Origin of the sequence: Falcatimonas sp. MSJ-15 (assembly GCF_018918265.1) — a bacterium.
In the GTDB taxonomy this organism is placed as follows: domain Bacteria; phylum Bacillota; class Clostridia; order Lachnospirales; family Lachnospiraceae; genus Falcatimonas.
Genome location: NZ_JAHLQC010000012.1, coordinates 26,988 through 52,957, shown reverse-complemented (window position 1 = coordinate 52,957; position 25,970 = coordinate 26,988). Strand labels below are relative to the sequence as shown.

The window sequence follows — 25,970 nt, the reverse complement described above, 5'->3', positions numbered from 1 at the left end:
TTGATAATCATTGTATTTTTTTTGATAATCATCATATTTTTAATACTTATTATTGACTTATATGTTCTTGTAGTGTTATAAATCTTATGATAGAGTTATTGCGTCAGAATAAGAAATGTGATATTTTTGTTCTGATTTGTTAAGTTGCTTTATTGAAAGTAATGTTATATCAGTGGCTGTTGTTTTTTGTATCGACTTCCACATTATTTTTATTAGTACTCAGGAGGATATTATGTCTACAAACGTTCCTATTATACCAGCAGAGAATTCTATACCTGTTGGTCCGCTTAAACTTGCTGTAATGGAGAGCTGTCGTGATCTTGGTTCAAAAGTTAATGATTATCTTGTTGATTTTAGAAAAAGCAGCACTTCTGTTCACAAATCTACAATCGCATTTAAAGGATATGAAGAATCTAATTATCTTTTAAACTGCTCATGTCCACGTTTTGGTTCAGGTGAAGCTAAAGGTATTATCAATGAATCAATCAGAGGTACTGACTTATTCATTATGACAGATGTTGCCAATTATAGTCTTACTTACTCACTATGTGGTATGACTAACCATATGTCACCAGATGATCATTATCAGGATCTTAAGAGAATCATATCAGCTTCAGTTGCAGGTGCAAAACGAGTTAATGTTATCATGCCATTCCTATATGAGAGTCGTCAGCACAAGAGAACAAAACGTGAATCTCTTGACTGTGCTCTTGGTCTTGAAGAACTTATTAATATGGGTGTTTCTAATATTATCACTTTTGATGCTCACGATCCTCGTGTATGCAACGCAATTCCACTCAGTGGATTTGATAATTATACACCACCATATCAGTTTATCAGAGCGATCTTAAGAAAAGATAAAGAGCTTAAAATTGACAAAGAACATCTAATGATCATCTCACCTGATGAAGGTGCTATGAGCAGAGCAGTATATTTTGCTAATGTTCTTGGTGTTGATATGGGAATGTTCTATAAGAGAAGAGATTATTCAACAATAATCAATGGTAAGAATCCTATTGTTGCACATGAATTTCTCGGTGCATCCGTTGAAGGTAAAGACGTTATTATCATTGATGATATGATCTCATCTGGTGAGAGTATGCTTGATACTGCCCGTGAACTTAAGGAACGTAAAGCAAGACGTGTTATTATCTGTACAACATTTGGTCTGTTTACTGATGGTCTTGAAAAATTCGATGAATTCTATGAACAGGGTATATTCAGTTATGTTGTTACAACTAACTTAACATACAGATGTGATGCCTTAAAGAACAGACCATATTACCTTGAAGCAGATATGAGTAAATTCCTTGCTACAATTATCGATACAATGAATCATGATGTAACTCTTGGTAATGTTGCAGATCCTACTGAACGTATACAGAAACTTGTTAAAAAATATAATGAAGGCGATGCTTTTCTATAATTAGTTAAGTATAGTCAAAAAGAGAGATATTTGTTTAGATTGCGAATATCTCTCTTTTTATATGTTTTATTTTGATTTTTTGTTATGAATAGCGAATTTTTTATATGTTTTATTTTGACTTTTCGTTGTAAATAGCGAATTTTTCATATATTTCATTTTAACTTTTTCTTATGAATAGTGAATTTTCATATATTTTATGCGAAAATATATTTTGCTTATTACTTGTTTTCTTTTATCATAAGAAATGCACATAGTGTTCCTCTCTTACCATGACTTCCACGATGTGAGAACATAATCTCTTTATTACAGCATGTACATATATCTGTAACTGATATATTTTCTTTTTTTATTCCAAGATTGACAAAATTATAATAGTTGGCTTTCCAGAGATCAAGCTGATATTTCTCATCATTTTTTTTCTCAAATATATCTCTTAGTTCATCTTGTGAATACTTCTTTTCAAATTCATCATACAGATCTTTTGATACTTCATAACAATCTTTGCATATTGATGGACCAATAATTGCAATCACATCTTCTTCTTTTGTTCCATATTCTTTTTTCATTAACTGAAGTGTATTAGCAGCTATATTACCAACTGTTCCTCTCCAGCCAGAATGTGATAATCCAATCGCTTTATTTTTTATATCCACAAAATATAATGGTACACAGTCTGCGTATGATGTAACAAGGCAAATTCCAGGCTCATTAGTTATAATTCCATCTATATCTTTGTAATCTCTCTCTCTTATAATTCCCATACCTTTGTTATCTTTTGTAATCTTCTTAACATTAATGGTATGTGTCTGCTGTGAATATACCATATCTTTTACATCTACACCTATCGCATTTGCAAATATCTTAAAATTATCAAGTACCTTTTCACTGTCATCATTAAGTGTAAAAGAAAGATTCATCGAACTATATATTCCTTCACTCACGCCACCTATACGAGTTGAAAAAGCATTAGTTAACCATTCAATATCATTGAGTTTATTAAAAGTTATATATGGGACTCCTTTATTCTCTTTAATAAGAGTTGTCTCTTCATTAACTATATTATTCAAATTTTTTACTATCTGTATCATAATATTTTGTCTCTCCTTTTCTGCTTTCAAAATGTGTTTAAATATGCTCAAGTACATCAAAAAATTGAAATCCTTAAAGTGTAATTAAAATGCATTCTTTATAAGTTCAATATTGTCACCAAGAATTGCTATTACATCAAATCTTACCGGTTTCATCTGCGATATCCCTTTTGAATATATATAATATCTCGCACTATTACGAATGTTTTTCATTTTTCGTGAATTAATTGCTTCAAATGGGCTGCCATATTTCTCACTTTTTCGATATTTTACTTCAATAAATGCAAGAAATCCTTCATTTTCGGCAATTATGTCAACTTCACCATAATACGTATAAAAATTCTGTTCGATAATTCTATATCCATTCTCTATGAGATATTGTGCCGCTATATCTTCATATTTTTTACCTGTTTTTCTCTTGTTTTCCATTAACTTTTTCCTTTAGTGTATCCATATCATTAACATATATCAAAATCTCTGCTACAACTTTGTATAATTCCGGTGGTATAGCATCTCCAAGTTCAAGCTTTGCGAGTGTCTTTGCAAGTTTTTCATCCTTATGTACCGGTACATTAGCTTCTTTTGCACTTTTTAATATCTTTTCAGCGACATAACCTTTTCCTGTAGCTACTATAACAGGTGCTGTCATATCTCCATCATATGACAATGCAATAGCTGTTTTTTGGGACTTTGATTCACTATGTTCTTCTTCATCCATTTTTCTCTTTTGTATAACTTTATTATCTTTTGTATAATTATCTAACTCTCTTCTATAATCTTTCATAAGATTCACCCACCCTATTGGTTATATTATGCTCTGACATCAAATCCAGTGTTTTTAAGCATCTTATAAGGTTCACTCTTCTTCATGAAGTCTTCTTCAAAGTTCCATTTGTGTTCATTTTTTACAAATTCTTCACTTACCTGATATCCAAGTTTTGTTATTCTCTCATTCAATATATCAATATTATCTTTAAGTATTGTCTTAGCTTCATCATTATCAACATAAAATTTCATATTAACATCACTATTATATAATTTGACATATATCTCAACATTACCAAGGTTCTCCATATCAAGTCTTATAAAAGCTGTTTTTTCTTCCTTATCTGCATTGACATTCTTCTTATTGCGATATACATAAAGTTCTGCCTGATGTTCTTTGCCATTAATCTGAACCGGGAATTGTACAAATTGCATTGTAATATTCATCTCATTCATAAAATTAATATTATCGCTTATAGATTGTGCCGCTGTCGTGATATTCTGGGCAGATTTCATATAATTGTCAGCATATTCTGTTATTATATCCATCTTTTGAACCATCTTTTTAAAATACTCTCCCACTTCTCCTTTATATAGTTCTTCACTCTTTACTGCCATAGAAGTCTTAAGTATATTTTCAAATAATCTGCTTAATGAATCGCTTACATCAGATTTTTTTTCAAAAGTATGTTTTAGCACATCTTCTATAGTAACTATACTATGAAGAATGTCATCGCTTTCTATACTGCTCTTTAACATATAATTGATAATATTATCTGCATCTGCTTTTGAAATAATATCTCTTATATCTGTCTTTAGCAAAGAATTATTCTTCAGACTATCACTTATTTCATTATCTGTTGTAGTATTGTTATGTAATGTAAGATCATTTTCTGCTTTAAACATATTATCAGTCTTAATATTGTTGTTCATATCATCGCTATTCTCTTTATGTTTATAAGCATCTATTCTTGTACCAATGATATCTTCACTAATATCATTAATTTGATAATGGTTATCTATCTTACTATTGTCTGCATGAACATTAGTGTCATTTTCAATTATATCAGTTACATTCATCTCTCTACCAGATAATATATCTTTAGTATTGTTAACACTTTCCGTATCTTTACTTTCTATATTAATACTATCTACTTCTTTTAACGTACCATCTATATTATTTATAGCATCACTAATTCCTGTTTCACTTGTAACACCACTTGCAATGCTATCATTAGCTTTCATATTATATGAACCTTCTGCTTTGCCACCATCAATATCTAATATATGTAACATAAGATTCATGAATTCTTTTTCATTAGCATTATACATATTTCTTACATTGTCTATAATAGTATTAACATCTTGCTGTATGCTTTCAGTTCCGTCATTATAACGTCTATATGTATTATAATTTTCCTGATTTATTGAGATATCATATTTTAGAAGTTTGACTAGTTCTGATATATCTGATCCATCAATAGTCAAAAGTCCTCTTGATAGCATAATAATATTCTCTTTACTAAGATTCATATTATTATTAATAAGTTCTTTTACTATTGCAATATTCTTATCATTAATAGTTATTCCTTGACTTAAAAGTGTCTTTTCTGTCAAAGCATCAATTATATCCTGTTGTTTTAGAGGCTTTATTGTTATACGACCATTTTCATTATCTATTATCTGAAATGTGATTTTTTGTTCATTATAATAATTATCTGTACCTTCAAGCGATGCACTCACATACGCATCACTGCCATCTATATGTAAAAGCACAGTATTATTCTTACTTTGCACTACTGTCCCGGTAAATGTATCTCCTGGTTTTAGTTCAGATAACTGATTCATTCTGTCTTGTCTATTATCACTTACACTATTATCCTGGGCTGCGACATTACCTATATATCTTCCATTTGCAGATATATCGTTCCTATCTGTATACTTACCATATTCAATATTCATAACAAGTCCCCCTTATAGCAAATCATATATCGGACTACTCCTGCAAAAAGGCTAAGCATCAATGCTCAATCTTTAAAAGCATCTTATAGTAAATGATTTATCGGACTACTCCTACAAAAAGGATAAGCGTCAATGCTTAATCTTTAAAAGCACCTTATAGTAAATCATATATCGGACTACTCCCACAGGCAAGCCTGCGGGAGTAGTCAAAGCTAAGACTCTAATCAATGAAATTTTTTATAAATGTCTTTCTGTGAATCTCACATGGTCCATATTTTTTAATTGCTTCTATGTGTTCCTTCGAACCATATCCTTTATGTTTTTCAAATCCATATTGAGGATATTTTTTGGCATATTCTTCCATAAGTCTGTCCCTTGTAACTTTTGCAATAATACTAGCCGCTGCAATAGATACACTCTTTGCATCTCCTTTAATTATCGGAACCTGAGTAATATCTACAAGTGGTATAGTTACAGCATCATTTAACAATATATCGGGCTTAGGATCTAACTGATTAATAGCACTTCTCATAGCTTCATACGTTGCCTGAAGAATATTAATCTCATCAATTCTGTCATGTGAGACAATTCCAATACCATACGATAATGCTTTTTCTTTAATTATATCAAACAATTCATCTCTCTTAGCAGCACTTAACTGTTTTGAATCATTAAGGTATAATATATCATCATCTTTTGGAAGAATAACAGCTCCTGCGACAACAGGACCTGCAAGCGGACCTCTGCCAGCTTCATCAATACCACATATATATCCATACGATGCATATTCTCTTTCAAACTCATGCATCATATATATTCTCTCTTTTTCTTTTTCGTACGCTTCAAGCTTCTTCCTTGCACTATCAACAAGCTTTACAACACCTTTTCTCTCATCTTGTGAATACTTAGCTATAAATGCACTGATATCTTCTATTGCTGTATCTGCAAGTATGTCTTTTATTGTGCCAATCTTCTCTTCCATTCTTTTCCTCCATGAGTATATCTATACACATTTAGTCACTATTATCTTTTTTTAATTGTCTAAAACATTCTCCTGCTCTGGGAATTCAAGAGTTATCTTACCAATCGTTCCTGCTCTGAATTCATCAAGGACTATATTAGCTGCTTTATCAAGATCCGGTTCATTTCCTTTTAAAATACAGTGTCTTGATATTGCTATCTGTGTAAGCATATCAAGTGTATCTTCACTTTCTTTTATAGCATATCTTTTCTCTAAAAGTCCTTCATAATTAGCATGAATAAACTTGATAAGTTCAAATCCAAGTTCTGTTGTATTAAGAATATCATCATTAATAGATCCAATCATAGCAAGTCTCATGCCGACTAACTGGTCATCAAATTTTGGCCACAAAATACCCGGTGTATCTAAGAGTTCTATATTTTTATTAAGTCTTATCCACTGTTTACCTTTTGTGACACCCGGTTTATTACCTGTTTTTGTACATGCTTTTTTAGCATACGCATTAATGAAAGTAGACTTTCCTACATTAGGTATTCCTACAACCATTGCTCTTACCGGTCTATTAAGTATTCCTCTTCTTCTGTCTCTTTCAATCTTCTCTTTGCATGCTTCTTGCACTACACTGTCAATCTGTCTTATTCCTGTACCATTCTTCGAATTAATTCTTACTACATAATAACCTTTGTCTTTGAAATATTTTTCCCATATATCATTAGATTTTTCTGTTACTAAATCTGATTTATTAAGAAGAATCAATCTTGACTTATTCTTGCCAAGTTCATCAATATCAGGATTACGACTACTTAATGGAATTCTTGCATCAACAAGCTCAATAACTAAATCTATAAGTTTCATGTCTTCCTGCATCATTCTTTTTGCTTTGGTCATATGACCGGGATACCACTGAAAATGCATATATTACCTCTCTATTCTATAAAACCAAATGCGTTCACAGGTGAGACTCTGAACCACACTTTTCCTATAATATCACTTTTCTTTACATTGCCAATCTCGTCAAAACGGCTGTCTTCACTATTATTTCTATTATCGCCAAGTACAAAATACTCATTATCTGATAATGTAACCGGCTTTTTAGCTATTCCACTATTGGCAATTTTCTCATATGTATATTCTTCACTTTCTTTTAATAATTGTCCATCTATATATATATTGCCATCTGTTCTAATCTCCACAGTCTCACCTGGAAGTCCTATTACTCGCTTTATATATGTATGTTCTCCATTATCCGGAGAGAAAGCAATAATATCAAATCTTGATGGCTTCGTAAAATTATAACTTACCATATCTACAAGCAGTTTATCATTGTTGCTTATCACTGTATTCATTGAGTTACCACTCATTATGCTTATCTTGCCTACATATAATCCGACAAAAACAGCTATTGTAATCACAAGAACTATATCAACTGCCCATTTAAGTATTTTTTCATATATCTTAAACTCATAGTTATTTGCACCAAACTCCATCATACCAATTTCTCCTTGTATTGAAGTTCTCTAACATCACCCTACAGATAGGCTATTGCAAAATTACTTTCGCACCTTCTGTTACCCCATAGATAAAAAAAGGGGACAATTAACAATATGTAACTGTCCCACAATTCTTATTTAACTAATTCTTTTACCTTAGCTTTCTTTCCAACTCTGCCTCTTAAGTAGTTAAGTTTAGCTCTTCTAACTTTACCAAGTCTGATAACTTCAACTTTTTCTACACTAGGAGAATGTAATGGCCAAGTTTTCTCAACTCCGATACCATTAGAATTCTTTCTAACTGTAAAAGTTTCACGAGCGCCACCGCCCTGTTTCTTAAGAACTGTTCCTTCGAATACCTGAATTCTTTCACGGCTTCCTTCTTTTACTTTAGCATATACTTTAACAGTATCACCTACATTGAAGCTAGGTACGTTCTCTTTTAACTGAGCTGCTTCAATATTCTTAATAATTTCGTTCATCGTGTGACCTCCTTAATAACTTTAATGTTCTTAATACCTTCTGTAACAGAGGAACATCTCTTTTTTCACAACAACTAATTCTACCATGATTTTTTTATATACGCAAGCTTTTTTTAATGCATTTCACTTTTTTTCTACAATTTTCATATTCCATATTAACATAATTACTGTGGCTGCTGTTCTTTGAGATTAATTGATATTGTGCTTCCTGCTTCATCCTTAACTGTTAACATCATTGATTTTACATCGCTTGCTACTTCTTGTGATACCTGGAATATTAACACTCTGTCCGCACTTGTGCCAGGACTTATAACTTCGCTCATATTCTGTATATCTTCAGGAAGTATAGTATCCTGAACATTTACTTTTGTCGAACCATTAACAGTAAGTTTATATTCTTTTGTACTTTGAAGTGTATCAACACCTATATCTCCACCAGAATTATTAGTCAAATTAAAATGAACTACTACAAGCTTACTTCCTTTTGTTGCAGATATTGAATAAAAAGTCTCAACACCACCATTTGGGTAAGTATCACATACTTCATAACCTACATAACTCATATCACATGTAATTCCAAGCATTGCAGCATAATCTGCGACTGAATTATACATAGTAAGATCGCCATCTTTAGTCTCATCTTCTATAGTCTCAGTCACTGTATCCGCTGTTGGTATACCATTTGGATAATACTCAGCTCTATTGAATGGCTTCGGTTTTAGATTCTCATATGTATATTGCATAACTACGCCAGCTGCGTATTCTGCAATAAGCTCATCTGAACGTCCATTAAGATCTATCACACCTGAGCATCCCGACATAGATGCTGCTGCTATACTGCATACAGTTACAACAGTTAAAAGTCTTTTTTTCATATATTAAATTCCCCCTTGTATACAAAATCATCTCTAATTTTTGCAGTCAAGTTCAAACCAGAATACTACACCGTCGTCAACATTATATACTCCACATTGTTGTCCAAAAGAATCAATTATCGCTTTTACAATTGATAATCCTATACCACTTCCGCCATACTCTCTTGTTCTTGCTTTATCAACTTTGTAAAATTTAATCCATACTTTTTCGAGTTCTGTTTCTGGAATATTATGTCCTGTATTGTACACGCTGACTCTTATTTTTCCATCCTTTATCTCTGTATATACTCGTATAATCTTATCTCCATCAGCATGATTAATTGCATTAGTTACATAGTTAGTCATAACTTCCTCAACCTGATACTCGTCTGCCCATACATATATCGGATTATTTTCTTCAAAAATTATCTTTATATTTTTGTCATCAGCTAAAAGTGTATTAGCTTTAACTACTGATTTTATTATAGGTATTATGTCAAAACGCTCCATATTAACTTTTTCTGTTCCTGACTCAATATGCTGAAGTGTAAGAAGTTTCTTAACCATATTATTCATCTTTGCTGCCTCATCTATGATTACATCACAGTAGAATTCTGTACTTTCAGGATCATCATTTATCCCTTCCTTAAGTCCTTCTGCATATCCTTGTATAAGTGCTATAGGAGTCTTTAATTCATGTGACACATTAGATACGAATTCTTTTCGCATCTCATCTATCATCTCTTTTTTCTCAATATCTTTTTGTAATGAGATATTAGCTGACTTTAATTCTGAGATAGTCATCTCAAGCTTATCTGACAACTTATTCATACTATTTCCAAGTATACCAAGTTCGCCTTTATCATTACTTACATATTTTATGTCAAAATCAAGCTCTGCCATCTTCTCAGCAATTCCTGATAATTCTGTTATTGGTTTTGCTATTCTTCTTGCAAACATTGTTGTTATTATAACACCAAGCATCATAACAATAAGTCCTGCATATTCAATAAAATGATTACTAAATTTTATCGCTTCTTCTATGCTCTCAACAGTTGTTGTCATTATTATGAAGTTACTATACTGAAGTTCGCCAACAAGATTAAGCGTCTTAACTCCAAGTCTGTTATCATAATTGCTTGTAAGCACAAAGTCATCACTTTTTGATATAACTTCACTTCCTGATATATTAATTGAATATATATATGCATTCAATATATTCTCTATTGTCTGACTAGACATTCCTGAATTGAAAGTTGTATGATGATTAAAATCAATTATCTGTATGTTGACATTGTTTTTGCTACATATCTTTTCAAGTTCAAGTTTGATATTGTCAAGTGTCTCTTCATCCTGTGCCTGATATGTATCATAATCAATATCTCCATACAGCTGATTTATCTGATAATATACATTCTTCATTGTTGACTGCTTTGTCTTGTAATAGAATTTACCAAGAAAAGTTGTATTAAGTAATATAAGTGCAAGTATTACACCACCTGTGAGTGCAAGCATCATAAGCGTAAGTTTAAATCTTATGGAATGTCTCATGCTTCCACCTCAAATTTGTATCCCATACCCCATATTGTATGAATATATTCTCCGCAGTCACCCATCTTGCTTCTAAGTTTTTTAACATGTGTATCAATAGTTCTTGCATCACCAAAATAATCATAGTTCCATACGCTATTTAATATTCTTTCTCTTGACAAAGCTATACCTGAATTCTCAATAAAATATGCTAACAGTTCAAATTCTTTAAAACTTAATTCAATAGGTTTGTCATCAATCTTAACAATATGTGCTACTTTGTTAAGTTCTATTCTTCCTGCTCTTATTGATTCATCTGCTGTTCCATTACCACTTCTTCTAAGAATTGCTTCAACTCTTGCTACTAATATTTTAGGACTGAAAGGTTTGGATATATATTCATCTACACCAAGCTCAAAGCCTCTTAATTCGTCATCTTCTTCGCCTTTTGCTGTTAACATTATTACTGGCACTTTAGAATCTTTTCTTATTCTCTTAAGTGTCTCATATCCATCCATCTTAGGCATCATAACATCAAGAATTATAAGTGCAATATCTTTATCAGAATAAAATACATCAAGAGCTTCTTCTCCATCTCCTGCTTCAACAACTGTATAATCATTGCGGACAAGAAAATCTCTTACAAGTTTTCTCATTCTAGCTTCATCATCAACTACAAGTATTTTCAATTTTTCCATACTTATTACCTCTTATCTGTGTTATTATCTAATAATTAAATGCTAATCTTTACTTACCTAATATATTAAACGCTAGTCTTTACTTGTCTAATACATTAAATGTTAAGCTTATTATCTAATATATTAAATAATAAGCTTAACATTAGCATCTTATATAATTGACATTATAATAGAATTATATGTTATTTTTGTGAACATATATCTTATTTATGTATTAATATAATAATTACATGTTATTCTGTTGACTACTCCTACTTATTATCATTACTAATATTAAGTTCTGCTTCTTTCTCTTTAATAGCTTTTTCTCTCTCTTTTAGTTCACTTTCCCAGCTACTGTACTTATTCTGTATTTTAGCTTCATAATTCATAATATTAGCATTGCCACTTGTAGATGCAATTATAATCATCGCTACAATGACTATTGCAAGAATACAATTTATCCCAATCGAAATCTTTATTTTGTCAGAAAGTTTTTGAACCTCTTCTTTTTTTTGCTTATCAACATTCTTAATCTTTATAGTTTTAAGTTCTTCTGCTTCAATCTTGCCAGTATTACTTATCTTTTTTCGAAGTTCATACATGAAACTAATTCCTGTCTGTGTTTTAAAAAGTTCCTTTTCTATTGCATTATTGTATACTGTAGTAGCAACTTTCGAATCTTTCATATTATATTTCTTAAACAAAAACTGGATACCTTTTTGTTCATTTAATGCACTTTCATAATCTTCTTTTGTCTCATATTCAAATCCATCTAATACATACTTTTTATTCTCCTCCATCATACTCTACCTTTCTTAATGTATTTTTCCACTGACATATCCATTAAATTCCTTAAAAAATACTTCATCCTTATTCTTCATATAGAATGTAACATTATCACCATTAGTAGTCACTTCTATGTAAAGCGGGCATACTGACTCATCTATAATGTGGCATCTTATAATAAATGTATCTTTGAAAGCTACAAGAATCTTAGCAAGGTATCTCATATTATAATATGGAAATATCGACTCTTTTAGTTCTTTCACTCCAAATTCTATTCTATATGTTCTTATGGCTTTGTCTTCCATATTTGCCTTATTACTTACATTACCACTACTTGATTTATGATTATTTATATCATCACCACTTGGCTTATCATCATTTATACTATAACTACTTGCATTAGCATTACTTATATTATTGCCACTTACATTATCATTACTTATGTTATAACTATTTGCATTAGCATTGCTTATGTTATTGCCACTTGCATTATCATTCTTAAAATCAAGTATAATACTTCCTGATTCATTATTATTATCTATATCAATATAAGCTTTTATAAGTCCTGCAGGATTATCGTCAAAAACAAACTTTTTTTTATCTATCAGCTTAAGCTTCTCATAATCACTATCGATATCGTCTTCTTCTATCTTTAGCGAACCGATAATATCAAGCAGTTCTTCATAGCTTTTATTACCTGACTTACTATCTTCGGATATATTATCTGATATATTTAGTACATCAAGTTTATCATATATATTCCTATAAAAGGCATCATATATTCTCTGTGTTTTCTCCTGACTATCTTGTGTATCAGCTGTTGTTACCAAAATAAGCTCCTTATCAGGATAGCATAATACTAACTGTCCTCCCATACCATAACAGCAAAAGCCATTATATTTTGTCATAAAAAACTGATATCCATATCCATATCTTTCAGCATCAACATTACTACGCACATAAGTATTTCTCTTACAAGTTGTTGCAAGTGTTATATATTCTTTTGAGATATACTGTCTGTCTTTTACTCTGCCTCCATTCATAATCAGGTTTGCAAATATTAACAAATCAATTGGTTTTGCCATAATTCCTGAGCCGCCCATTGTAATTCCCATAGGATCTGATATTCCATATGACTCATCAGAGAAACCAAGCTCTGTAAGACACTTTTCCTTAAGGAATTCAAGAATATTCTTCCCGGTAATCTTCTTAACTAAAGCTGCAAGTGTATGACTTGAAGATGTATCATAAGCATATGATGTTCCCGGATAATGTGAAGGTTCAACTTCAAAAAAACTTCTGACATAATCATTATGTGTGACTTTTTTATATGTAGTAGCCTCATGAGCAGTTGACATCATAAGCATGTCTCTTATTGTAATATCTTTTATATACTTATGAACCTCAATTCCATCAGTCTTATCTGCAAAATAATCAATAATCTTATCATCAAGATCTATCTTCTTCTCATCAGCTAAGATTCCTATCGCCACCGATGTGAAACTTTTTGTCACAGAAAATACTCTATGCAAAGTATCTCTCGTATAAGGTGCATAATAAGCTTCTGCTATAATACTATTTCTTCTATATAATATAAAACTGTGCATATTAACATGCTCTTTTTTTAATTCATCTATAAATCTGATAATATTCTCTGAAGCTATTCCTACCTCTTCAGGTCTTTTTCTTTCAAAATACATTCTCATAATACATTCTCCAATTCTCTTTATTCTTATATAATAATATCCATTATATAAAAGAAAAGCCACCTTAACAGATCCTTCCATTCTTAAAATAAATCAAGATTCCAAATCTGCTATGGTGGCTACAAATCATCTTCCGAGCAAAGTCTTTAAATACTGAGTCATTCCATGATTCGTCTTCTTTGATGTCTTTACTTCATACATACCATCACGATTCAAAAATACAAAATCCCCAACTCGTGTCTCTAATGGTAATCTGTACTTAGGAACAGTTGTCTTTTGCTTATCTTTCTGTTCGCATAATGCATAAACACCTTCAAAACCTTCTACTAATAATTCTTCCATACGAAATCCCCCTTTTCATTAGAAAAATACATTATAAAAAGTTTTCACAAAATATAACTTATAATATGTATCTTTTGTAAAAAAATAGCTCAAGTTACCTCGAGCATATATGGACCTGGCGGGAATCGAACCCGCGTCCAAAAGCCCGTCCTGCGTACTTCTACAATTATAGTTGATTATTTACATTCCCTTGACATATCAAGAACCAACACCTTATATGCCTTAGTAGCTTCATAATACGCCTGCATGCTCAAAGCTTTGCATACATCGTTTCCTACATAGTCGATGCCTGATTGCTAAAGTGTAGGTGCTCTAGGTCAGACAGCTGCCACTAGGCAGCGATTGCTAAATTATCTTCAGCGTTTATATTTAATTTTGAAATTTAACGCATCTCCTGCGAATTGCTTCTCCACATTCAAAACCCCTGTCGAAACCTTTACAAGCCCTAAATGTATTTACATTATAACAAAAATTTATTTTATCTTCAATAGATTTTTTTAATAAATTAAATTTTATTTATAATTCAAGATTTCATCATTCTTACCGATAGATCGAATAGTATTATTTTTTTATAACACATTCATTCAATATAAGGAGATGAAATACATGCAATATTACTATGCTGTTAAAAGAGGACGACGAAAGGGTGTTTATAAAACTTTAGATAGTTGCATGACTCAGGTAAAAGGATATCCTGAAGCTGTATTTAAGAGATGTTCTTCTCTTGAAGAAGCGCAAAATTTCATATATGAAAACTCTATCTCAGTATTAAAGCAAACTGAATGTACTGCTTATATCTGTGGTGAATTTGATCCATTAACCAGAATGTATGCAGCCGCAGTTGAATTCACTCATTCTGAATCTAATAAAATCGAGAATATACTAAAAATCTTTAATACACCGGAGAACAAAAATAAGACTTTATTTTCAATAAAAAGTTCTTTTACTGTAATCGATGTATGTGAAAATGATTTTGCTGATCTTAAAGACAGTTGTGGAGAGGTTATGGCTGCAATTCTCGCTATCAACTATGCATTATCTAATGATTATAAGAGTATAACTTTATTCCATACACTTGCATGCGTTGGTGCATGGCCACTTAATATATGGTCTGCTGATACACCACAATCAACTGCCTATAAGCGTTTTATTAATTCTGTTAAAGATCAGATAGATATTCAATTTTTTAAGATTTCAAGTGTAGTAGACAAAGAACATGTCGAAAAAATGCATAACGAGGCGAAAAAAGCATTAAATTGTCAATAACTTATTCTTGCTATTTGTTTTGTTTTATTTTACACTAAAACCATCTACTGTACAAGGAAATTGCAAAATCACATTCGCTTAAGTCTAATGTAGTTTTACAATTTTCTAATCATTATTATTTATTACATCGAGGTGAACTTACATACATGTTATGTGGATGGCTTTCTCCTAGTGGGGAATTTTACTCTTGCAGTCAATATGGTCATATAACGCTGGCTAATGAACTTGTCAGAAAATATTATATTAAGTTATATAGTGCAAGATATGCTACAGATGAATTTTTGCTTAATTCTAATTGGCTTAAATTATATACCAATGGTATAGGTCATAGTAACAATTTTTCATATACTTATACTAAAAAGAAAATTATCACAGACGATCAATTCAGCTGGCTTACTAACAACACACTTTCTTCTGTTCAATATCAATCTTTTATGAAGATTCTTGAACTTGAGAGTTCTTTTTAAGCATAGACATTATAATCGTCAACTAAAAATTGCTCTACACTTATAGTATAGAGCAATTTTTTACACAGATGACAATTAATGAACCACTACAATTCTTCAATCTATACTTACAGTATAGAGCAATTTTTACTTTTTAATACTACTTTTAATATAGATTTTTTACTTTAAAGTTCTTCTCAGCTTCACGTCTTTGATCTTTCTTAGCTATATCTTCACGCTTATCATATAATTTTTTACCTCTTGCAAGCCCTATCTGTACTTTACACAGATTTCCTTTAAAATATACCTGAAGTGGTACTATTGTATAACCTTTTTGTTGCATCTTACCAACCATTTTGTTAACTTCATATTTATGAAGCAGTAGTTTTCGAACTCTTAAAGGATCTTTATTAAATATATTTCCTTTTTCATAAGGACTTATGTGCATATTATATATATACACTTCACCATTCTCTATTCTTATAAAGGATTCTTTAACACTACATTTTCCCATTCTTAAAGATTTTACTTCTGTTCCAGCAAGTGCTATTCCGGCTTCAAATGTATCTTCAATGAAGTAGTCAAAATGTGCCTTTTTGTTATTAGCGATAAGTTTAAATGCATCTTTTGACATTATCTATAATCCTCCCACAATTTCATCATATAATTCAAAATCTATTGTTCTTAACATCTTATCAGTATCAACAAGAACAACTTTTACTTTTTGGCCAAGCTTATATTGCTTATTAAGTATCTCGGATTTAAGTGCATATTCTTCTTCTGAAAAATAATAATAATCATCTCTTAATGAACTAATATGAACCATTCCTTCTACTGTATTAGGAAGTTCAACATAGAATCCCCATGAAGTCACACCTGATATAACACCATCAAATACTTCTCCGATTCTATGTGACATATATTCAACTTTTTTAAGTTTATCTGTATCTCTCTCTGCATCATCAGCTCGTCTCTCTGTCATACTTGCCTGTTTTGCAACAGCATCAAGTATCTTATTATAATGATTTATTCTTCGTTCATTAAGTCCACCATGAAGATTTTCTTTTATAATTCTATGAATCTGAAGATCCGGATATCTTCTTATTGGTGATGTAAAATGACAATAATACTTTGCTGCAAGTCCAAAATGGCCTGTACAACTTGTTGTATATTGTGCTCTCTTTAATGATCTTAGAGTAAGCCTGCTTATTAATGCTTCTTCATCTGAACCTTCAATCTTTTCAAGAAGTTTCTGTAATTCTTTTGGATGAATATCATCCTGACTAATCTTAATTGAATATCCAAAATTGTTAATAAACATACCAAGTCGTTCTATCTTCTCTGGGTCCGGATTATCATGTGTTCTATATACAAAAGGTATCTCCTGCCAAAAATGATCTTCTGCGACTGTCTCGTTAGCTATAAGCATAAAATCTTCAATTATTCTTGTTGCTACATTACGCTCATAAGGCTTTATATCTATCGGACGGCCTTTTTCATCAAGTATAATCTTTGATTCTGGAAAATCAAAATCAATAGAGCCTCTGCTAAATCTTTTTTTTCTAAGAATAGCAGCAAGTTCTTTCATAAGTTCGAACATCGGAACTAATTCCTTGTACTCATTAACAACTTCTTCATCTGAATTATCAAGTATCTTTTTAACTGCTGTATAACTCATTCTTCTATCAACATTAATAACTGTTTCACATATCTTATGTCCATAGACATTACCTTTTTCATCAATATCCATAATGCAGCTTAATGCAAGTCTGTCTACGCCTTCATTAAGTGAACATATTCCATTAGAAAGTTTATGAGGAAGCATAGGGATTACTCTGTCTACAAGATATACACTTGTTCCTCTTCTTAAAGCTTCTTTATCAAGAGGTGTGCCTTCTTTGACATAATTGGTAACATCAGCAATATGAACGCCTAATGTATATTTTCCATCTTTTTTGCTTATTGTAATTGCATCATCAAGATCTTTAGCATCTTCACCATCTATTGTAACAGTCTGCCAATTTCTTATATCAACACGTCCTGCCATCTCTCTTGTTGACACTTCATCAGGAATATCTTTTAATTGATGCATAACATTCTCAGGAAACTCAAGTGGAAGATCGTATGATTTTATTATAGACATTATGTCTGTTCCCGGATCATTAACATGGCCTATAATCTCTATTACTTTACCTTCCGGTTTTTTACCATTTTTACCATAATCTGTTATCTTCACTACAACTTTATGGCCCGTTACCGCACCCATTGATTTTTCTGCCGGAATAAAGATATCTTTGGTAAATTTCTGATTATCTGGAATAACAAAGCCAAAACTTTTACTCTTTTGATATATTCCAACAATCTCTTTTATGCCTCTTTCTACAATATTAACAATGGTTCCTTCTCTTCGCTTGCCTGATTTTCCTTCTAATATTCTTACATTTACTACATCATTAGTAAATGCTCCATTAGTATCGCTTTCTGATATGAATATATCCTCATCTTCTCCTTCAACACTTACAAAGCCAAATCCACGCTGTGTAGCCTGAAAAACACCTGTAATCAGATTCATATCGCCTTTACAATACTTACCTTTTTTAGAAAGGCTAATCTTACCTTCATTCACAAGTGCCATTAATACTTCTTCAAGATCTGCTCTCTCTGATTTTGGTACCTGTAATAATATTGCAATCTCTTTTATCTTCATTGGGACATAATTCTCGTCATTAATAATGTCCATTATTATCTGTTTTCTTGTCTCAAATAACTCTTTATCCATAAGATTTACACCTCTTTTCAAATCTCTTCTCTAATAACTATTCTCATTATATCATACCTACTCTGATTTTGATATTAAAAATCAACCTTAATATGAATTTTCCATTTCCAATTATAATGTTTCTCCAATATTATTTTACTTAGCTTTGTTGCCATTTTAATAATACTTTCACTTATCAATGTTTCCACTTTAATAATACTTTTACTTAACAATGTTGTCAGCTTAATAATACTTTTACCTAGCAATGTTGTCACTTTAATAATACTTTTACTTAGCTTTGCAATGTTACGCATTTAATGATGTTATTTCTTATAATATTACTTTTGTAATGTGAAAAAAGGGATGCTATATAAACATCCCTTTTTTATCACTGGTATAAGTGCGACATCACACACACTAGTTCATTATATTAATTGTCATATATACAAAACGTATTATCAAACATTCTATCCTTGTTCTGTATATATACCTGCAGTATTCGAAAATATCTTAGAAATTAATATTCAAAACCGCAGCTATAACTAAGAATAAAATTACTAACCAGCGAGTTGCTGTCTCGAGTTTTCCTTCAGCTGAACGACTCTTATTCTTGCTCCAGTATGTTTCACCTGTTCCGCCTAAAGCACCTGATAAACCAGCTGATTTACCTTCCTGTGCTAATACAACAACAGTTAATATTATAGAAATTAATACAAATATAACTGTAAGTATTACTTTAATTACGTTCATCTCTACACCTCCTGTAATCGGTCAAGCATAGATTCAATTATACCTTATATCTTTTAATTTTTCAATCTTTTTTAATACTATTTTCTAACAAGAAGTGATTTACCTGTCATCTCTGCAGGCTGTTCCATTCCCATCATCTCTATTAATGTTGATGCGATATCTGCAAGGCATCCATCTTCACGAAGTGTATATTCATCATTGTAGTTAACAAGAATGAATGGAACAGGATTAGTTGTATGTGCTGTAAAGCTCTCACCTGTTGTATAATCAATAAGCTGTTCTACATTACCATGATCAGCACAGATAAACATCTGTCCATCTACTTCTTTAAGTGCTTCTACTGCTTCGCCAACTGCTTCATCTACTGTCTCAACTGCTTTAATAGCTGCATCAACAACACCTGTATGTCCAACCATATCAGGATTTGCAAAATTACAGATAATTACATCATACTTATCTGATTTGATAGCTGCTACTAATCTATCTCTAACTTCTGGTGCACTCATCTCTGGCTGTAAATCATATGTTGCAACTTTAGGTGATTTTACAAGTGATCTTTCTTCACCTTCAACAGGTTCTTCTACTCCACCATTGAAGAAGAATGTTACATGAGCATATTTTTCTGTCTCAGCAAGTCTTAACTGTTTCTTATTATTAGCTGCTAAAAATTCACCAAATGTATTCTTGATTGCTACTTTGTTAAATGCTACTTCTTTATTAGCGATAGTAACATCATATTCTGTGAAGCATACGTATGTTGTCTTAATTCTTGAGCCTCTCTCAAATCCTGTGAAGTCATCATCGCAGAATGTTCTTGTTATCTCTCTTGCTCTGTCAGGACGGAAGTTAAAGAATATAACTGAATCATTATCTTTAACTGTTGCTACTGGTTCTCCATTCTTAGTAATTACTGTTGGAACAACGAACTCATCATTCTTATCATTATCATAAGATTCCTGAATAGCACATACTGGACATTCTGCTTTATTACCTTCACCTTTTGTGATTGCATTATATGCTGCTTCTACTCTGTCCCATCTATTATCTCTATCCATTGCATAGTAACGTCCCATTACTGATGCAACTTCACCTACTCCTAATTCTTTCATCTTATCAACAAGTTCCTGCATGAATCCTTTACCTGATGTAGGAGCTGTATCACGTCCATCAAGGAATGCATGTACATATACTTTATCAAGTCCTTCTCTCTTAGCTAATTCAAGAAGTCCAAATAAGTGTGTAATATGGCTGTGTACACCACCTGTTGAAAGAAGTCCAAATAAATGTAATGCTGAATTGTTAGCTTTGCAATTATCAACTGCTTTCTTAAATGCTTCGTTCTTAAAGAAATCTCCGTCATTAATCTCTTTTGTAATTCTTGTAAGTTCCTGATATATAATTCTTCCTGCACCCATATTAAGATGTCCTACTTCTGAATTACCCATCTGACCATCAGGAAGACCTACTGCCATTCCGCTTGCATATCCTTTAACGAATGGATATTCTGTCATAAGTTTATCCATAACAGGTGTATTAGCTAATGCGATTGCATTTCCTTCTGTTTTTTCGTTTAATCCATATCCATCTAATATCAATAATACTGTAGGTTTCTTACTCATAATAATTACTCCTTATCACTTTTTAATGCGGTCACTGACCAAAACATTAGCCATGGGTATTTCACCATAGCTAACGTACAAACATAAATACCAATAATTATTTGTTATAATTAACAATCTTTCCAAAATCTGGTTTAAGACTTGCACCACCTACAAGACCACCATCAATATCTGCTTCTGCAAATAATTCTGGAGCACTTGCAGCAGAAACACTTCCACCATACTGAATACGAATTGCTTCTTTTGTAGCTTCATCATAGATCTCACCGATTACCTGACGAATTGCTGCACATACTTCTTCTGCCTGAGCTGTTGTTGCAACTTTACCAGTTCCGATTGCCCAGATTGGTTCATATGCAATTACAGCTTTTTTAGCCTGATCTGCTGTTACATTTAAAAATGCAACTTTAATCTGCTGTCTGATAAAATCGATTGTTACACCCTGTTCTCTCTGTTTAAGTGATTCACCACAGCAGATAATAGGTGTAATACCATGTTCAAATGCTTTTAATACTTTTTTATTAACTGTTTCATCAGTTTCTGCAAAGTATTCACGTCTCTCTGAATGTCCAATGATTACATATTTTACACCAATATCTGTTAACATATTAGGTGCGATTTCCCCTGTATATGCACCACTTTCTTCATAGAACATATTTTCAGCACCAATTTCAATATTACTTCCTTTTGCTGCTTCAATAGCTGTTGTAAGTGATATTGCAGGTACACAAAATACTACATCAACATCATCATTCTTTACTAAAGGTTTTAATTCATTAATTAATTTTACTGTTTCGCTTGGAGTCTTGTTCATCTTCCAGTTACCAGCTATAATTTTTCTACGCATTGCCATTTCTCCTTTGGTATTTAATTATATTTTTTATATTATTTGTCGTTTGCTGCTGCAACACCTGGTAATTCTTTTCCTTCAAGGAATTCAAGTGATGCACCGCCACCTGTTGAGATATGAGTCATCTTATCACCAAATCCTAACTGGTTAACAGCTGCTGCTGAATCACCACCACCGATAATTGTAGTAGCATCTGTTTCAGCTAATGCTTTAGCAACTGCAATTGTTCCTTTTGCAAGAACAGGATTTTCGAAGATACCCATTGGTCCATTCCATACAACTGTCTTAGCTGTTCTAACAGCTTCTGCATATAATTCAGCAGTCTTAGGTCCGATATCAAATCCTGCTTTATCAGCTGGCATATCTTCTACTGCATATACTTCTACTGGAATCTCAGCATCGATTGGATTTGGGAATGCATCTGCAGCTACTGTATCAACTGGAAGTAATAATTTTTTACCAAGTTTATTAGCTTTTTCAATCATTTCTTTACAATAATCAATCTTTGTCTCATCAACTAATGATGTACCGATTTCATATCCCTGAGCTTTTAAGAATGTGAATGCCATACCACCACCGATGATTAATGTATCACATTTTTCAAGTAAGTTTGAGATAACATTTAATTTATCTGCTACTTTTGCACCACCAAGGATTGCAACGAAAGGTCTTACTGGATTCTCTACTGCATTACCAAGGAAGTCAATTTCTTTCTGCATTAAGTATCCAACTACAGCTGTATCTACAAGGCTAGCAACACCAACATTAGAACAATGTGCTCTATGAGCTGTACCAAATGCATCATTTACAAATACATCACAAAGTGAAGCAAGTTCTTTTGAGAAAGCTTCTCCATTCTTTGTCTCTTCTGCTCTGAAACGTGTATTCTCAAGTAAGATTACATCTCCATCTTTCATTGCTTCAACAGCAGCTTTTGCATTAGGTCCAACTACTTCTGGATCTGCAGCAAATTTTACTTCCTGTCCTAATAATTCTGATAATCTTGCTGCAACTGGAGCAAGAGTCTTTGTCTTTTTGTCTTCTTCTGTTTTTACTTTTCCAAGATGTGAGCAAAGAATTACTTTTCCACCATCTGCAACTAATTTTTTAATTGTTGGAAGAGCTGCAACAAGACGATTTTCGTCTGTGATTTTTCCATCTTTTAATGGTACATTGAAATCACATCTGCATAAAACACGAAGTCCTTTTACATTAATATCATCTACTGATTTCTTATTAAGCATTATATTTATCTGCTACTAAAACATATATAATATGATATATGCCAGATGATTTGCTAATATCTACTATTAATCGCAATTCATCTAAGTAGCTTTTCCTTTCCTAAATTTTATTTGTTTGTCTTCTGATTATTATAGACTTATGTCATTCTTTTATTACAATCAAAAGTTTATAATTAATTATCGTGGTATTTATCTAATCTTATATATCATATCTCTATACAATATATTTTTATACAATATATTTTTATACAATATAAATATATACACACATAAATAGAAAAGTCCGGTCCTATGGAAAAACCACATTACCGGACCCTTTTCTGGATCTAAATTAACTAATCAACTATATAATTAATTATATATTAAGCTAATTCTGAGAAGTATTTAATTGTTCTAACCATCTGGCTTGTGTATGAATTTTCATTATCATACCATGAAACAACCTGTACTTCATATAAATCATCGCCAACTTTAGAAACCATTGTCTGTGTAGCATCGAATAATGAACCAAATCTCATACCAACGATATCGCTTGATACGATAAGGTCTTCATTGTAACCGAATGATTCGTTAGCTGCTGCTTTCATAGCTGCGTTGATTCCTTCAACTGTTACATCAGCTTTCTTAACAACTGCTGTTAAGATTGTTGTTGAACCTGTTGGAACTGGAACTCTCTGAGCTGATCCGATTAATTTACCATTTAATTCTGGGATAACTAAACCGATTGCTTTAGCAGCACCTGTGCTGTTAGGAACGATATTAACAGCTGCAGCTCTTGATCTTCTTAAATCACCTTTTCTCTGTGGTCCATCAAGTGTCATCTGATCACCTGTGTAAGCATGGATTGTTACCATAATACCTGACTGGATAGGTGCAAATTTGTTTAATGCATCAGCCATAGGTGCTAAACAGTTTGTTGTACATGAAGCAGCTGAAATGATATTGTCTTCTGCTTTTAATGTTGTATGGTTTGTGTTGTAAACGATTGTTGGAAGGTCATTACCAGCTGGAGCTGAAATAACAACTTTTCTAGCACCTGCATTGATATGAGCCTGTGCTTTTTCTTTTGATGTATAGAATCCTGAACATTCAAGAACTACGTCTACATTTAATTCTCCCCATGGGCAATTGTTTGCATCTGGGAATGCATAAATTTTGATTTCTTTTCCATCAACTGTGATTGAATCGTCACCAGCTGTTACTTTATCAGCTAATTCATATTTACCCTGTGATGAATCATATTTTAATAAGTGTGCAAGCATTTTAGGGCTTGTTAAGTCGTTGATTGCAACAACTTCATATCCTTCTGCTCCAAACATCTGTCTAAATGCGAGACGTCCAATACGTCCAAATCCATTGATAGCTACTCTTACTGCCATGTCTATAATTCCTCCTAAGAATAATTTTTCGTTCTGTCTATGACAGATACTTCATAAAGATTGTTAATAAAAAATCAACCTAGTAGTATTTTACCTTCTTTGCTCTAAAATATCAAGCCCTAATTTGATTTTTTATTAATTATTACAAAATTTATCATTTTTTTATGTGAATTCCCCATCACCTAAAGGTAATTAGCTTTACGCTCTAGCTTATAAATATGGCAGTTGCCTGCAAACGGGAGACACAGACAACTGCCTACAAAAATTAGATAATATTTAGTTTTGTATAAAAACAGCACTCCAGTAAAGATCTCCGTCTGCATTAACTGCAACTCCGATTCCCATACTGGTCCATTCTGCTTTTAACATAATCTCACGATGTCCTGAATCTGAATTCTTCCATCCTTCAACTATTCCTTCCGGTGAAGTCTGCCTTCTTCCAAGATTCTCTCCACATCTTTCCCAACTGATTCCATAATAATTAATAACTGTACTTACTTTGCTGCCATCAGGTCTTTCATGACTGAAGTAATCAAGATGTGCTCCTTCTGCTGAACGAATTCCCGCAACTATGCAATCTGTATAGTCTACCGATACCGGAGCGAGTCCATTTTCGGCACGGAACTGGTTAATAAGTTCTGCGACCTGCATAATATATCCATAATAATTATTATAGTTGGCTTCTGATATTGCCGCTGCCTGTTCTATTGTAAGTGCAACTCCAGGCTGTGGCTCCGTCTGCACAACCGGTTCAGGCGTTGCTTCTTCCTGTGGTTGTTCTTCTTCTGTTACAGGATCCTGCTGTACAGGTGGCATTGTAACTGCCGTACTTTGTTCAGCTACTGTCGGCTGTGTTGCAGCTGTTACAGGCTCTGTAACTACTTCCTGCGTATCTGCAATTGTTGTTACAGGCTCCACTGTTGTCTCTTCAACATATTCTGTTGTCATCTCTATTGTTGTATCATTAGCTGTATTATCTGTTGCATATTTGCTACTCTCTTTTTGGCTTGCCTTCTTATAATCTTTTTCGCTTTGTGCGATAGCAATAATGCTATGTTCTTCTGTTCCTTTATTCTGACATCCCGGTAACCACACAATACTCACACTAAGCACCAGTGCCAGAATGCTTTTCTTTTTAATTCTTATCATAATTTAAAAAGCCTCCCTTAGTTTTAATAGTATTTCAAGTAATTAAAACTAGTTCTTAAAAATCAGTAAAACTAATTTTTCTAATGTAATAGACAAGTGATTCATAGTTCTCACGCTGCCATCCTACATCGTTAATAACATTTAAGGCTTGTAAAATATGTTTATAGCTACATACATAACACATATATTGCACATATAAAAAAGCGCTCCATACCAGAGCGCATTGATAACCATAAATATGAATTACATATAAATGTGCAACCGGCTGTCATCTCGATTAACGATTTAGACCCTTGGCTTTGCGTCCCTGCATTTCTACAGGTTTGCCCAATATTTAATTATTTAATTAATATAAAGCAAAAATAAACTTATCAAACTTTATTAACTGTACTCATCATATATATTTTTCTTAATTA

Annotated in this window: 25 protein-coding genes, 1 other RNA gene and 1 riboswitch; of the genes, 3 read left to right on the top strand and 23 right to left on the bottom strand. The window is 32.3% G+C overall.

The genetic code is table 11. From position 1 onward, the window contains the following. Positions 1–232: 232 nt before the first annotated feature. Complete coding sequence (locus KQI85_RS10425; protein WP_216576027.1) at positions 233–1,426, top strand: ribose-phosphate pyrophosphokinase; 1,194 nt, start codon at positions 233–235, stop codon at positions 1,424–1,426. A 218-nt stretch (positions 1,427–1,644) separates the two neighbouring features. On the opposite strand, the gene pgeF is transcribed toward KQI85_RS10425, so the two are convergent. From pgeF to ssrA, 15 genes are all read right to left on the bottom strand, one after another. Continuing rightward, positions 1,645–2,514: a peptidoglycan editing factor PgeF gene (pgeF, locus tag KQI85_RS10420; RefSeq protein ID WP_216576026.1), complete on the bottom strand. Its 870-nt coding sequence runs from the start codon at positions 2,512–2,514 to the stop codon at positions 1,645–1,647. An 84-nt stretch (positions 2,515–2,598) separates the two neighbouring features. Continuing rightward, positions 2,599–2,943, bottom strand: a complete 345-nt coding sequence (locus KQI85_RS10415; protein WP_216576025.1) for a YraN family protein — start codon at positions 2,941–2,943, stop codon at positions 2,599–2,601. Then, positions 2,918–3,298: an EscU/YscU/HrcU family type III secretion system export apparatus switch protein gene (locus tag KQI85_RS10410; protein WP_371820598.1), complete on the bottom strand. Its 381-nt coding sequence runs from the start codon at positions 3,296–3,298 to the stop codon at positions 2,918–2,920. The genes KQI85_RS10415 and KQI85_RS10410 overlap by 26 nt, the downstream gene beginning before the upstream one ends. Before the next feature lie 26 nt (positions 3,299–3,324). Then, positions 3,325–5,241 (bottom strand): flagellar hook-length control protein FliK, encoded by a 1,917-nt coding sequence (locus KQI85_RS10405; protein WP_216576024.1) that lies wholly within the window; start codon positions 5,239–5,241, stop codon positions 3,325–3,327. A 220-nt stretch (positions 5,242–5,461) separates the two neighbouring features. Then, positions 5,462–6,223 carry a ribonuclease HII gene (locus tag KQI85_RS10400; RefSeq protein ID WP_216576023.1) on the bottom strand — a complete coding sequence of 254 codons (762 nt, stop codon included), beginning with the start codon at positions 6,221–6,223 and terminating at the stop codon, positions 5,462–5,464. A gap of 51 nt (positions 6,224–6,274) precedes the next feature. Next, complete coding sequence (ylqF, locus tag KQI85_RS10395) at positions 6,275–7,138, bottom strand: ribosome biogenesis GTPase YlqF (RefSeq protein ID WP_216576022.1); 864 nt, start codon at positions 7,136–7,138, stop codon at positions 6,275–6,277. A gap of 11 nt (positions 7,139–7,149) precedes the next feature. Beyond that, positions 7,150–7,713, bottom strand: a complete 564-nt coding sequence (gene lepB / locus KQI85_RS10390; protein WP_253293836.1) for a signal peptidase I — start codon at positions 7,711–7,713, stop codon at positions 7,150–7,152. Between the two features lie 134 nt (positions 7,714–7,847). Further along, positions 7,848–8,195, bottom strand: a complete 348-nt coding sequence (rplS, locus tag KQI85_RS10385; RefSeq protein ID WP_216576021.1) for a 50S ribosomal protein L19 — start codon at positions 8,193–8,195, stop codon at positions 7,848–7,850. Positions 8,196–8,359: 164 nt separating this feature from the next. Continuing rightward, complete coding sequence (locus KQI85_RS10380) at positions 8,360–9,070, bottom strand: hypothetical protein (RefSeq protein ID WP_216576020.1); 711 nt, start codon at positions 9,068–9,070, stop codon at positions 8,360–8,362. Positions 9,071–9,103: 33 nt separating this feature from the next. After that, positions 9,104–10,600 (bottom strand): HAMP domain-containing sensor histidine kinase, encoded by a 1,497-nt coding sequence (locus KQI85_RS10375; protein ID WP_216576019.1) that lies wholly within the window; start codon positions 10,598–10,600, stop codon positions 9,104–9,106. Beyond that, positions 10,597–11,277, bottom strand: coding sequence for a response regulator transcription factor (locus KQI85_RS10370; protein WP_216576018.1), 681 nt, complete (start codon positions 11,275–11,277; stop codon positions 10,597–10,599). Before KQI85_RS10370 ends, KQI85_RS10375 begins: the two co-directional genes overlap by 4 nt. 251 nt (positions 11,278–11,528) lie before the next feature. Beyond that, a complete protein-coding gene (locus tag KQI85_RS10365; protein ID WP_216576017.1) occupies positions 11,529–12,062 on the bottom strand; it encodes a hypothetical protein in 534 nt (177 codons plus the stop codon). A 12-nt stretch (positions 12,063–12,074) separates the two neighbouring features. Then, positions 12,075–13,814: a serine hydrolase domain-containing protein gene (locus KQI85_RS10360; protein ID WP_216576016.1), complete on the bottom strand. Its 1,740-nt coding sequence runs from the start codon at positions 13,812–13,814 to the stop codon at positions 12,075–12,077. A 63-nt stretch (positions 13,815–13,877) separates the two neighbouring features. Beyond that, positions 13,878–14,093: a DUF3006 domain-containing protein gene (locus tag KQI85_RS10355; protein WP_216576015.1), complete on the bottom strand. Its 216-nt coding sequence runs from the start codon at positions 14,091–14,093 to the stop codon at positions 13,878–13,880. A 107-nt stretch (positions 14,094–14,200) separates the two neighbouring features. Next, positions 14,201–14,539: a transfer-messenger RNA gene (gene ssrA, locus KQI85_RS10350) on the bottom strand. 160 nt (positions 14,540–14,699) lie between these two features. Here ssrA and KQI85_RS10345 point away from each other — a divergent pair. Both KQI85_RS10345 and KQI85_RS10340 read left to right on the top strand, forming a co-directional pair. Then, on the top strand, positions 14,700–15,359 hold the full coding sequence (locus KQI85_RS10345; protein WP_216576014.1) for a ribonuclease H family protein: 660 nt from the start codon (positions 14,700–14,702) through the stop codon (positions 15,357–15,359). A gap of 146 nt (positions 15,360–15,505) precedes the next feature. Next, positions 15,506–15,826 carry a hypothetical protein gene (locus KQI85_RS10340; protein WP_216576013.1) on the top strand — a complete coding sequence of 107 codons (321 nt, stop codon included), beginning with the start codon at positions 15,506–15,508 and terminating at the stop codon, positions 15,824–15,826. A 145-nt stretch (positions 15,827–15,971) separates the two neighbouring features. Here KQI85_RS10340 and smpB read toward each other — a convergent pair whose 3' ends face one another. From smpB to KQI85_RS10300, 8 genes are all read right to left on the bottom strand, one after another. Further along, entirely contained in the window at positions 15,972–16,439 is a 468-nt protein-coding gene (smpB, locus tag KQI85_RS10335) for an SsrA-binding protein SmpB (RefSeq protein WP_216576012.1), read from the bottom strand. Between the two features lie 3 nt (positions 16,440–16,442). Beyond that, the gene (gene rnr, locus KQI85_RS10330) at positions 16,443–18,584 is read right to left on the bottom strand and encodes a ribonuclease R (RefSeq protein ID WP_216576011.1); all 2,142 of its coding nucleotides are present in this window, start codon (positions 18,582–18,584) and stop codon (positions 16,443–16,445) included. A 489-nt stretch (positions 18,585–19,073) separates the two neighbouring features. Then, positions 19,074–19,313, bottom strand: coding sequence for a preprotein translocase subunit SecG (gene secG / locus KQI85_RS10325; protein ID WP_216576010.1), 240 nt, complete (start codon positions 19,311–19,313; stop codon positions 19,074–19,076). Between the two features lie 77 nt (positions 19,314–19,390). Then, positions 19,391–20,932: a 2,3-bisphosphoglycerate-independent phosphoglycerate mutase gene (gpmI, locus tag KQI85_RS10320; RefSeq protein ID WP_216576009.1), complete on the bottom strand. Its 1,542-nt coding sequence runs from the start codon at positions 20,930–20,932 to the stop codon at positions 19,391–19,393. A 97-nt stretch (positions 20,933–21,029) separates the two neighbouring features. Further along, on the bottom strand, positions 21,030–21,779 hold the full coding sequence (tpiA, locus tag KQI85_RS10315; protein ID WP_216576008.1) for a triose-phosphate isomerase: 750 nt from the start codon (positions 21,777–21,779) through the stop codon (positions 21,030–21,032). Positions 21,780–21,817: 38 nt separating this feature from the next. Beyond that, on the bottom strand, positions 21,818–23,026 hold the full coding sequence (gene pgk, locus KQI85_RS10310; RefSeq protein WP_216576007.1) for a phosphoglycerate kinase: 1,209 nt from the start codon (positions 23,024–23,026) through the stop codon (positions 21,818–21,820). A gap of 362 nt (positions 23,027–23,388) precedes the next feature. Further along, positions 23,389–24,405, bottom strand: coding sequence for a type I glyceraldehyde-3-phosphate dehydrogenase (gene gap / locus KQI85_RS10305; protein ID WP_216576006.1), 1,017 nt, complete (start codon positions 24,403–24,405; stop codon positions 23,389–23,391). A gap of 276 nt (positions 24,406–24,681) precedes the next feature. Continuing rightward, entirely contained in the window at positions 24,682–25,554 is an 873-nt protein-coding gene (locus KQI85_RS10300; protein ID WP_216576005.1) for a CAP domain-containing protein, read from the bottom strand. A 253-nt stretch (positions 25,555–25,807) separates the two neighbouring features. Then, positions 25,808–25,892: riboswitch (cyclic di-GMP riboswitch) on the bottom strand. Positions 25,893–25,970 lie beyond the last annotated feature (78 nt).

Bases quoted from the DNA above. Each gene is read 5' to 3' on its own strand.
- KQI85_RS10425 (WP_216576027.1), top strand. From the start codon at position 233: ATGTCTACAAACGTTCCTATTATACCAGCAGAGAATTCTATACCTGTT.
- pgeF (WP_216576026.1), bottom strand. From the start codon at position 2,514: ATGATACAGATAGTAAAAAATTTGAATAATATAGTTAATGAAGAGACA.
- KQI85_RS10415 (WP_216576025.1), bottom strand. From the start codon at position 2,943: ATGGAAAACAAGAGAAAAACAGGTAAAAAATATGAAGATATAGCGGCA.
- KQI85_RS10410 (WP_371820598.1), bottom strand. From the start codon at position 3,298: ATGAAAGATTATAGAAGAGAGTTAGATAATTATACAAAAGATAATAAA.
- KQI85_RS10405 (WP_216576024.1), bottom strand. From the start codon at position 5,241: ATGAATATTGAATATGGTAAGTATACAGATAGGAACGATATATCTGCA.
- KQI85_RS10400 (WP_216576023.1), bottom strand. From the start codon at position 6,223: ATGGAAGAGAAGATTGGCACAATAAAAGACATACTTGCAGATACAGCA.
- ylqF (WP_216576022.1), bottom strand. From the start codon at position 7,138: ATGCATTTTCAGTGGTATCCCGGTCATATGACCAAAGCAAAAAGAATG.
- lepB (WP_253293836.1), bottom strand. From the start codon at position 7,713: ATGATGGAGTTTGGTGCAAATAACTATGAGTTTAAGATATATGAAAAA.
- rplS (WP_216576021.1), bottom strand. From the start codon at position 8,195: ATGAACGAAATTATTAAGAATATTGAAGCAGCTCAGTTAAAAGAGAAC.
- KQI85_RS10380 (WP_216576020.1), bottom strand. From the start codon at position 9,070: ATGAAAAAAAGACTTTTAACTGTTGTAACTGTATGCAGTATAGCAGCA.
- KQI85_RS10375 (WP_216576019.1), bottom strand. From the start codon at position 10,600: ATGAGACATTCCATAAGATTTAAACTTACGCTTATGATGCTTGCACTC.
- KQI85_RS10370 (WP_216576018.1), bottom strand. From the start codon at position 11,277: ATGGAAAAATTGAAAATACTTGTAGTTGATGATGAAGCTAGAATGAGA.
- KQI85_RS10365 (WP_216576017.1), bottom strand. From the start codon at position 12,062: ATGATGGAGGAGAATAAAAAGTATGTATTAGATGGATTTGAATATGAG.
- KQI85_RS10355 (WP_216576015.1), bottom strand. From the start codon at position 14,093: ATGGAAGAATTATTAGTAGAAGGTTTTGAAGGTGTTTATGCATTATGC.
- KQI85_RS10345 (WP_216576014.1), top strand. From the start codon at position 14,700: ATGCAATATTACTATGCTGTTAAAAGAGGACGACGAAAGGGTGTTTAT.
- KQI85_RS10340 (WP_216576013.1), top strand. From the start codon at position 15,506: ATGTTATGTGGATGGCTTTCTCCTAGTGGGGAATTTTACTCTTGCAGT.
- smpB (WP_216576012.1), bottom strand. From the start codon at position 16,439: ATGTCAAAAGATGCATTTAAACTTATCGCTAATAACAAAAAGGCACAT.
- rnr (WP_216576011.1), bottom strand. From the start codon at position 18,584: ATGGATAAAGAGTTATTTGAGACAAGAAAACAGATAATAATGGACATT.
- secG (WP_216576010.1), bottom strand. From the start codon at position 19,313: ATGAACGTAATTAAAGTAATACTTACAGTTATATTTGTATTAATTTCT.
- gpmI (WP_216576009.1), bottom strand. From the start codon at position 20,932: ATGAGTAAGAAACCTACAGTATTATTGATATTAGATGGATATGGATTA.
- tpiA (WP_216576008.1), bottom strand. From the start codon at position 21,779: ATGCGTAGAAAAATTATAGCTGGTAACTGGAAGATGAACAAGACTCCA.
- pgk (WP_216576007.1), bottom strand. From the start codon at position 23,026: ATGCTTAATAAGAAATCAGTAGATGATATTAATGTAAAAGGACTTCGT.
- gap (WP_216576006.1), bottom strand. From the start codon at position 24,405: ATGGCAGTAAGAGTAGCTATCAATGGATTTGGACGTATTGGACGTCTC.
- KQI85_RS10300 (WP_216576005.1), bottom strand. From the start codon at position 25,554: ATGATAAGAATTAAAAAGAAAAGCATTCTGGCACTGGTGCTTAGTGTG.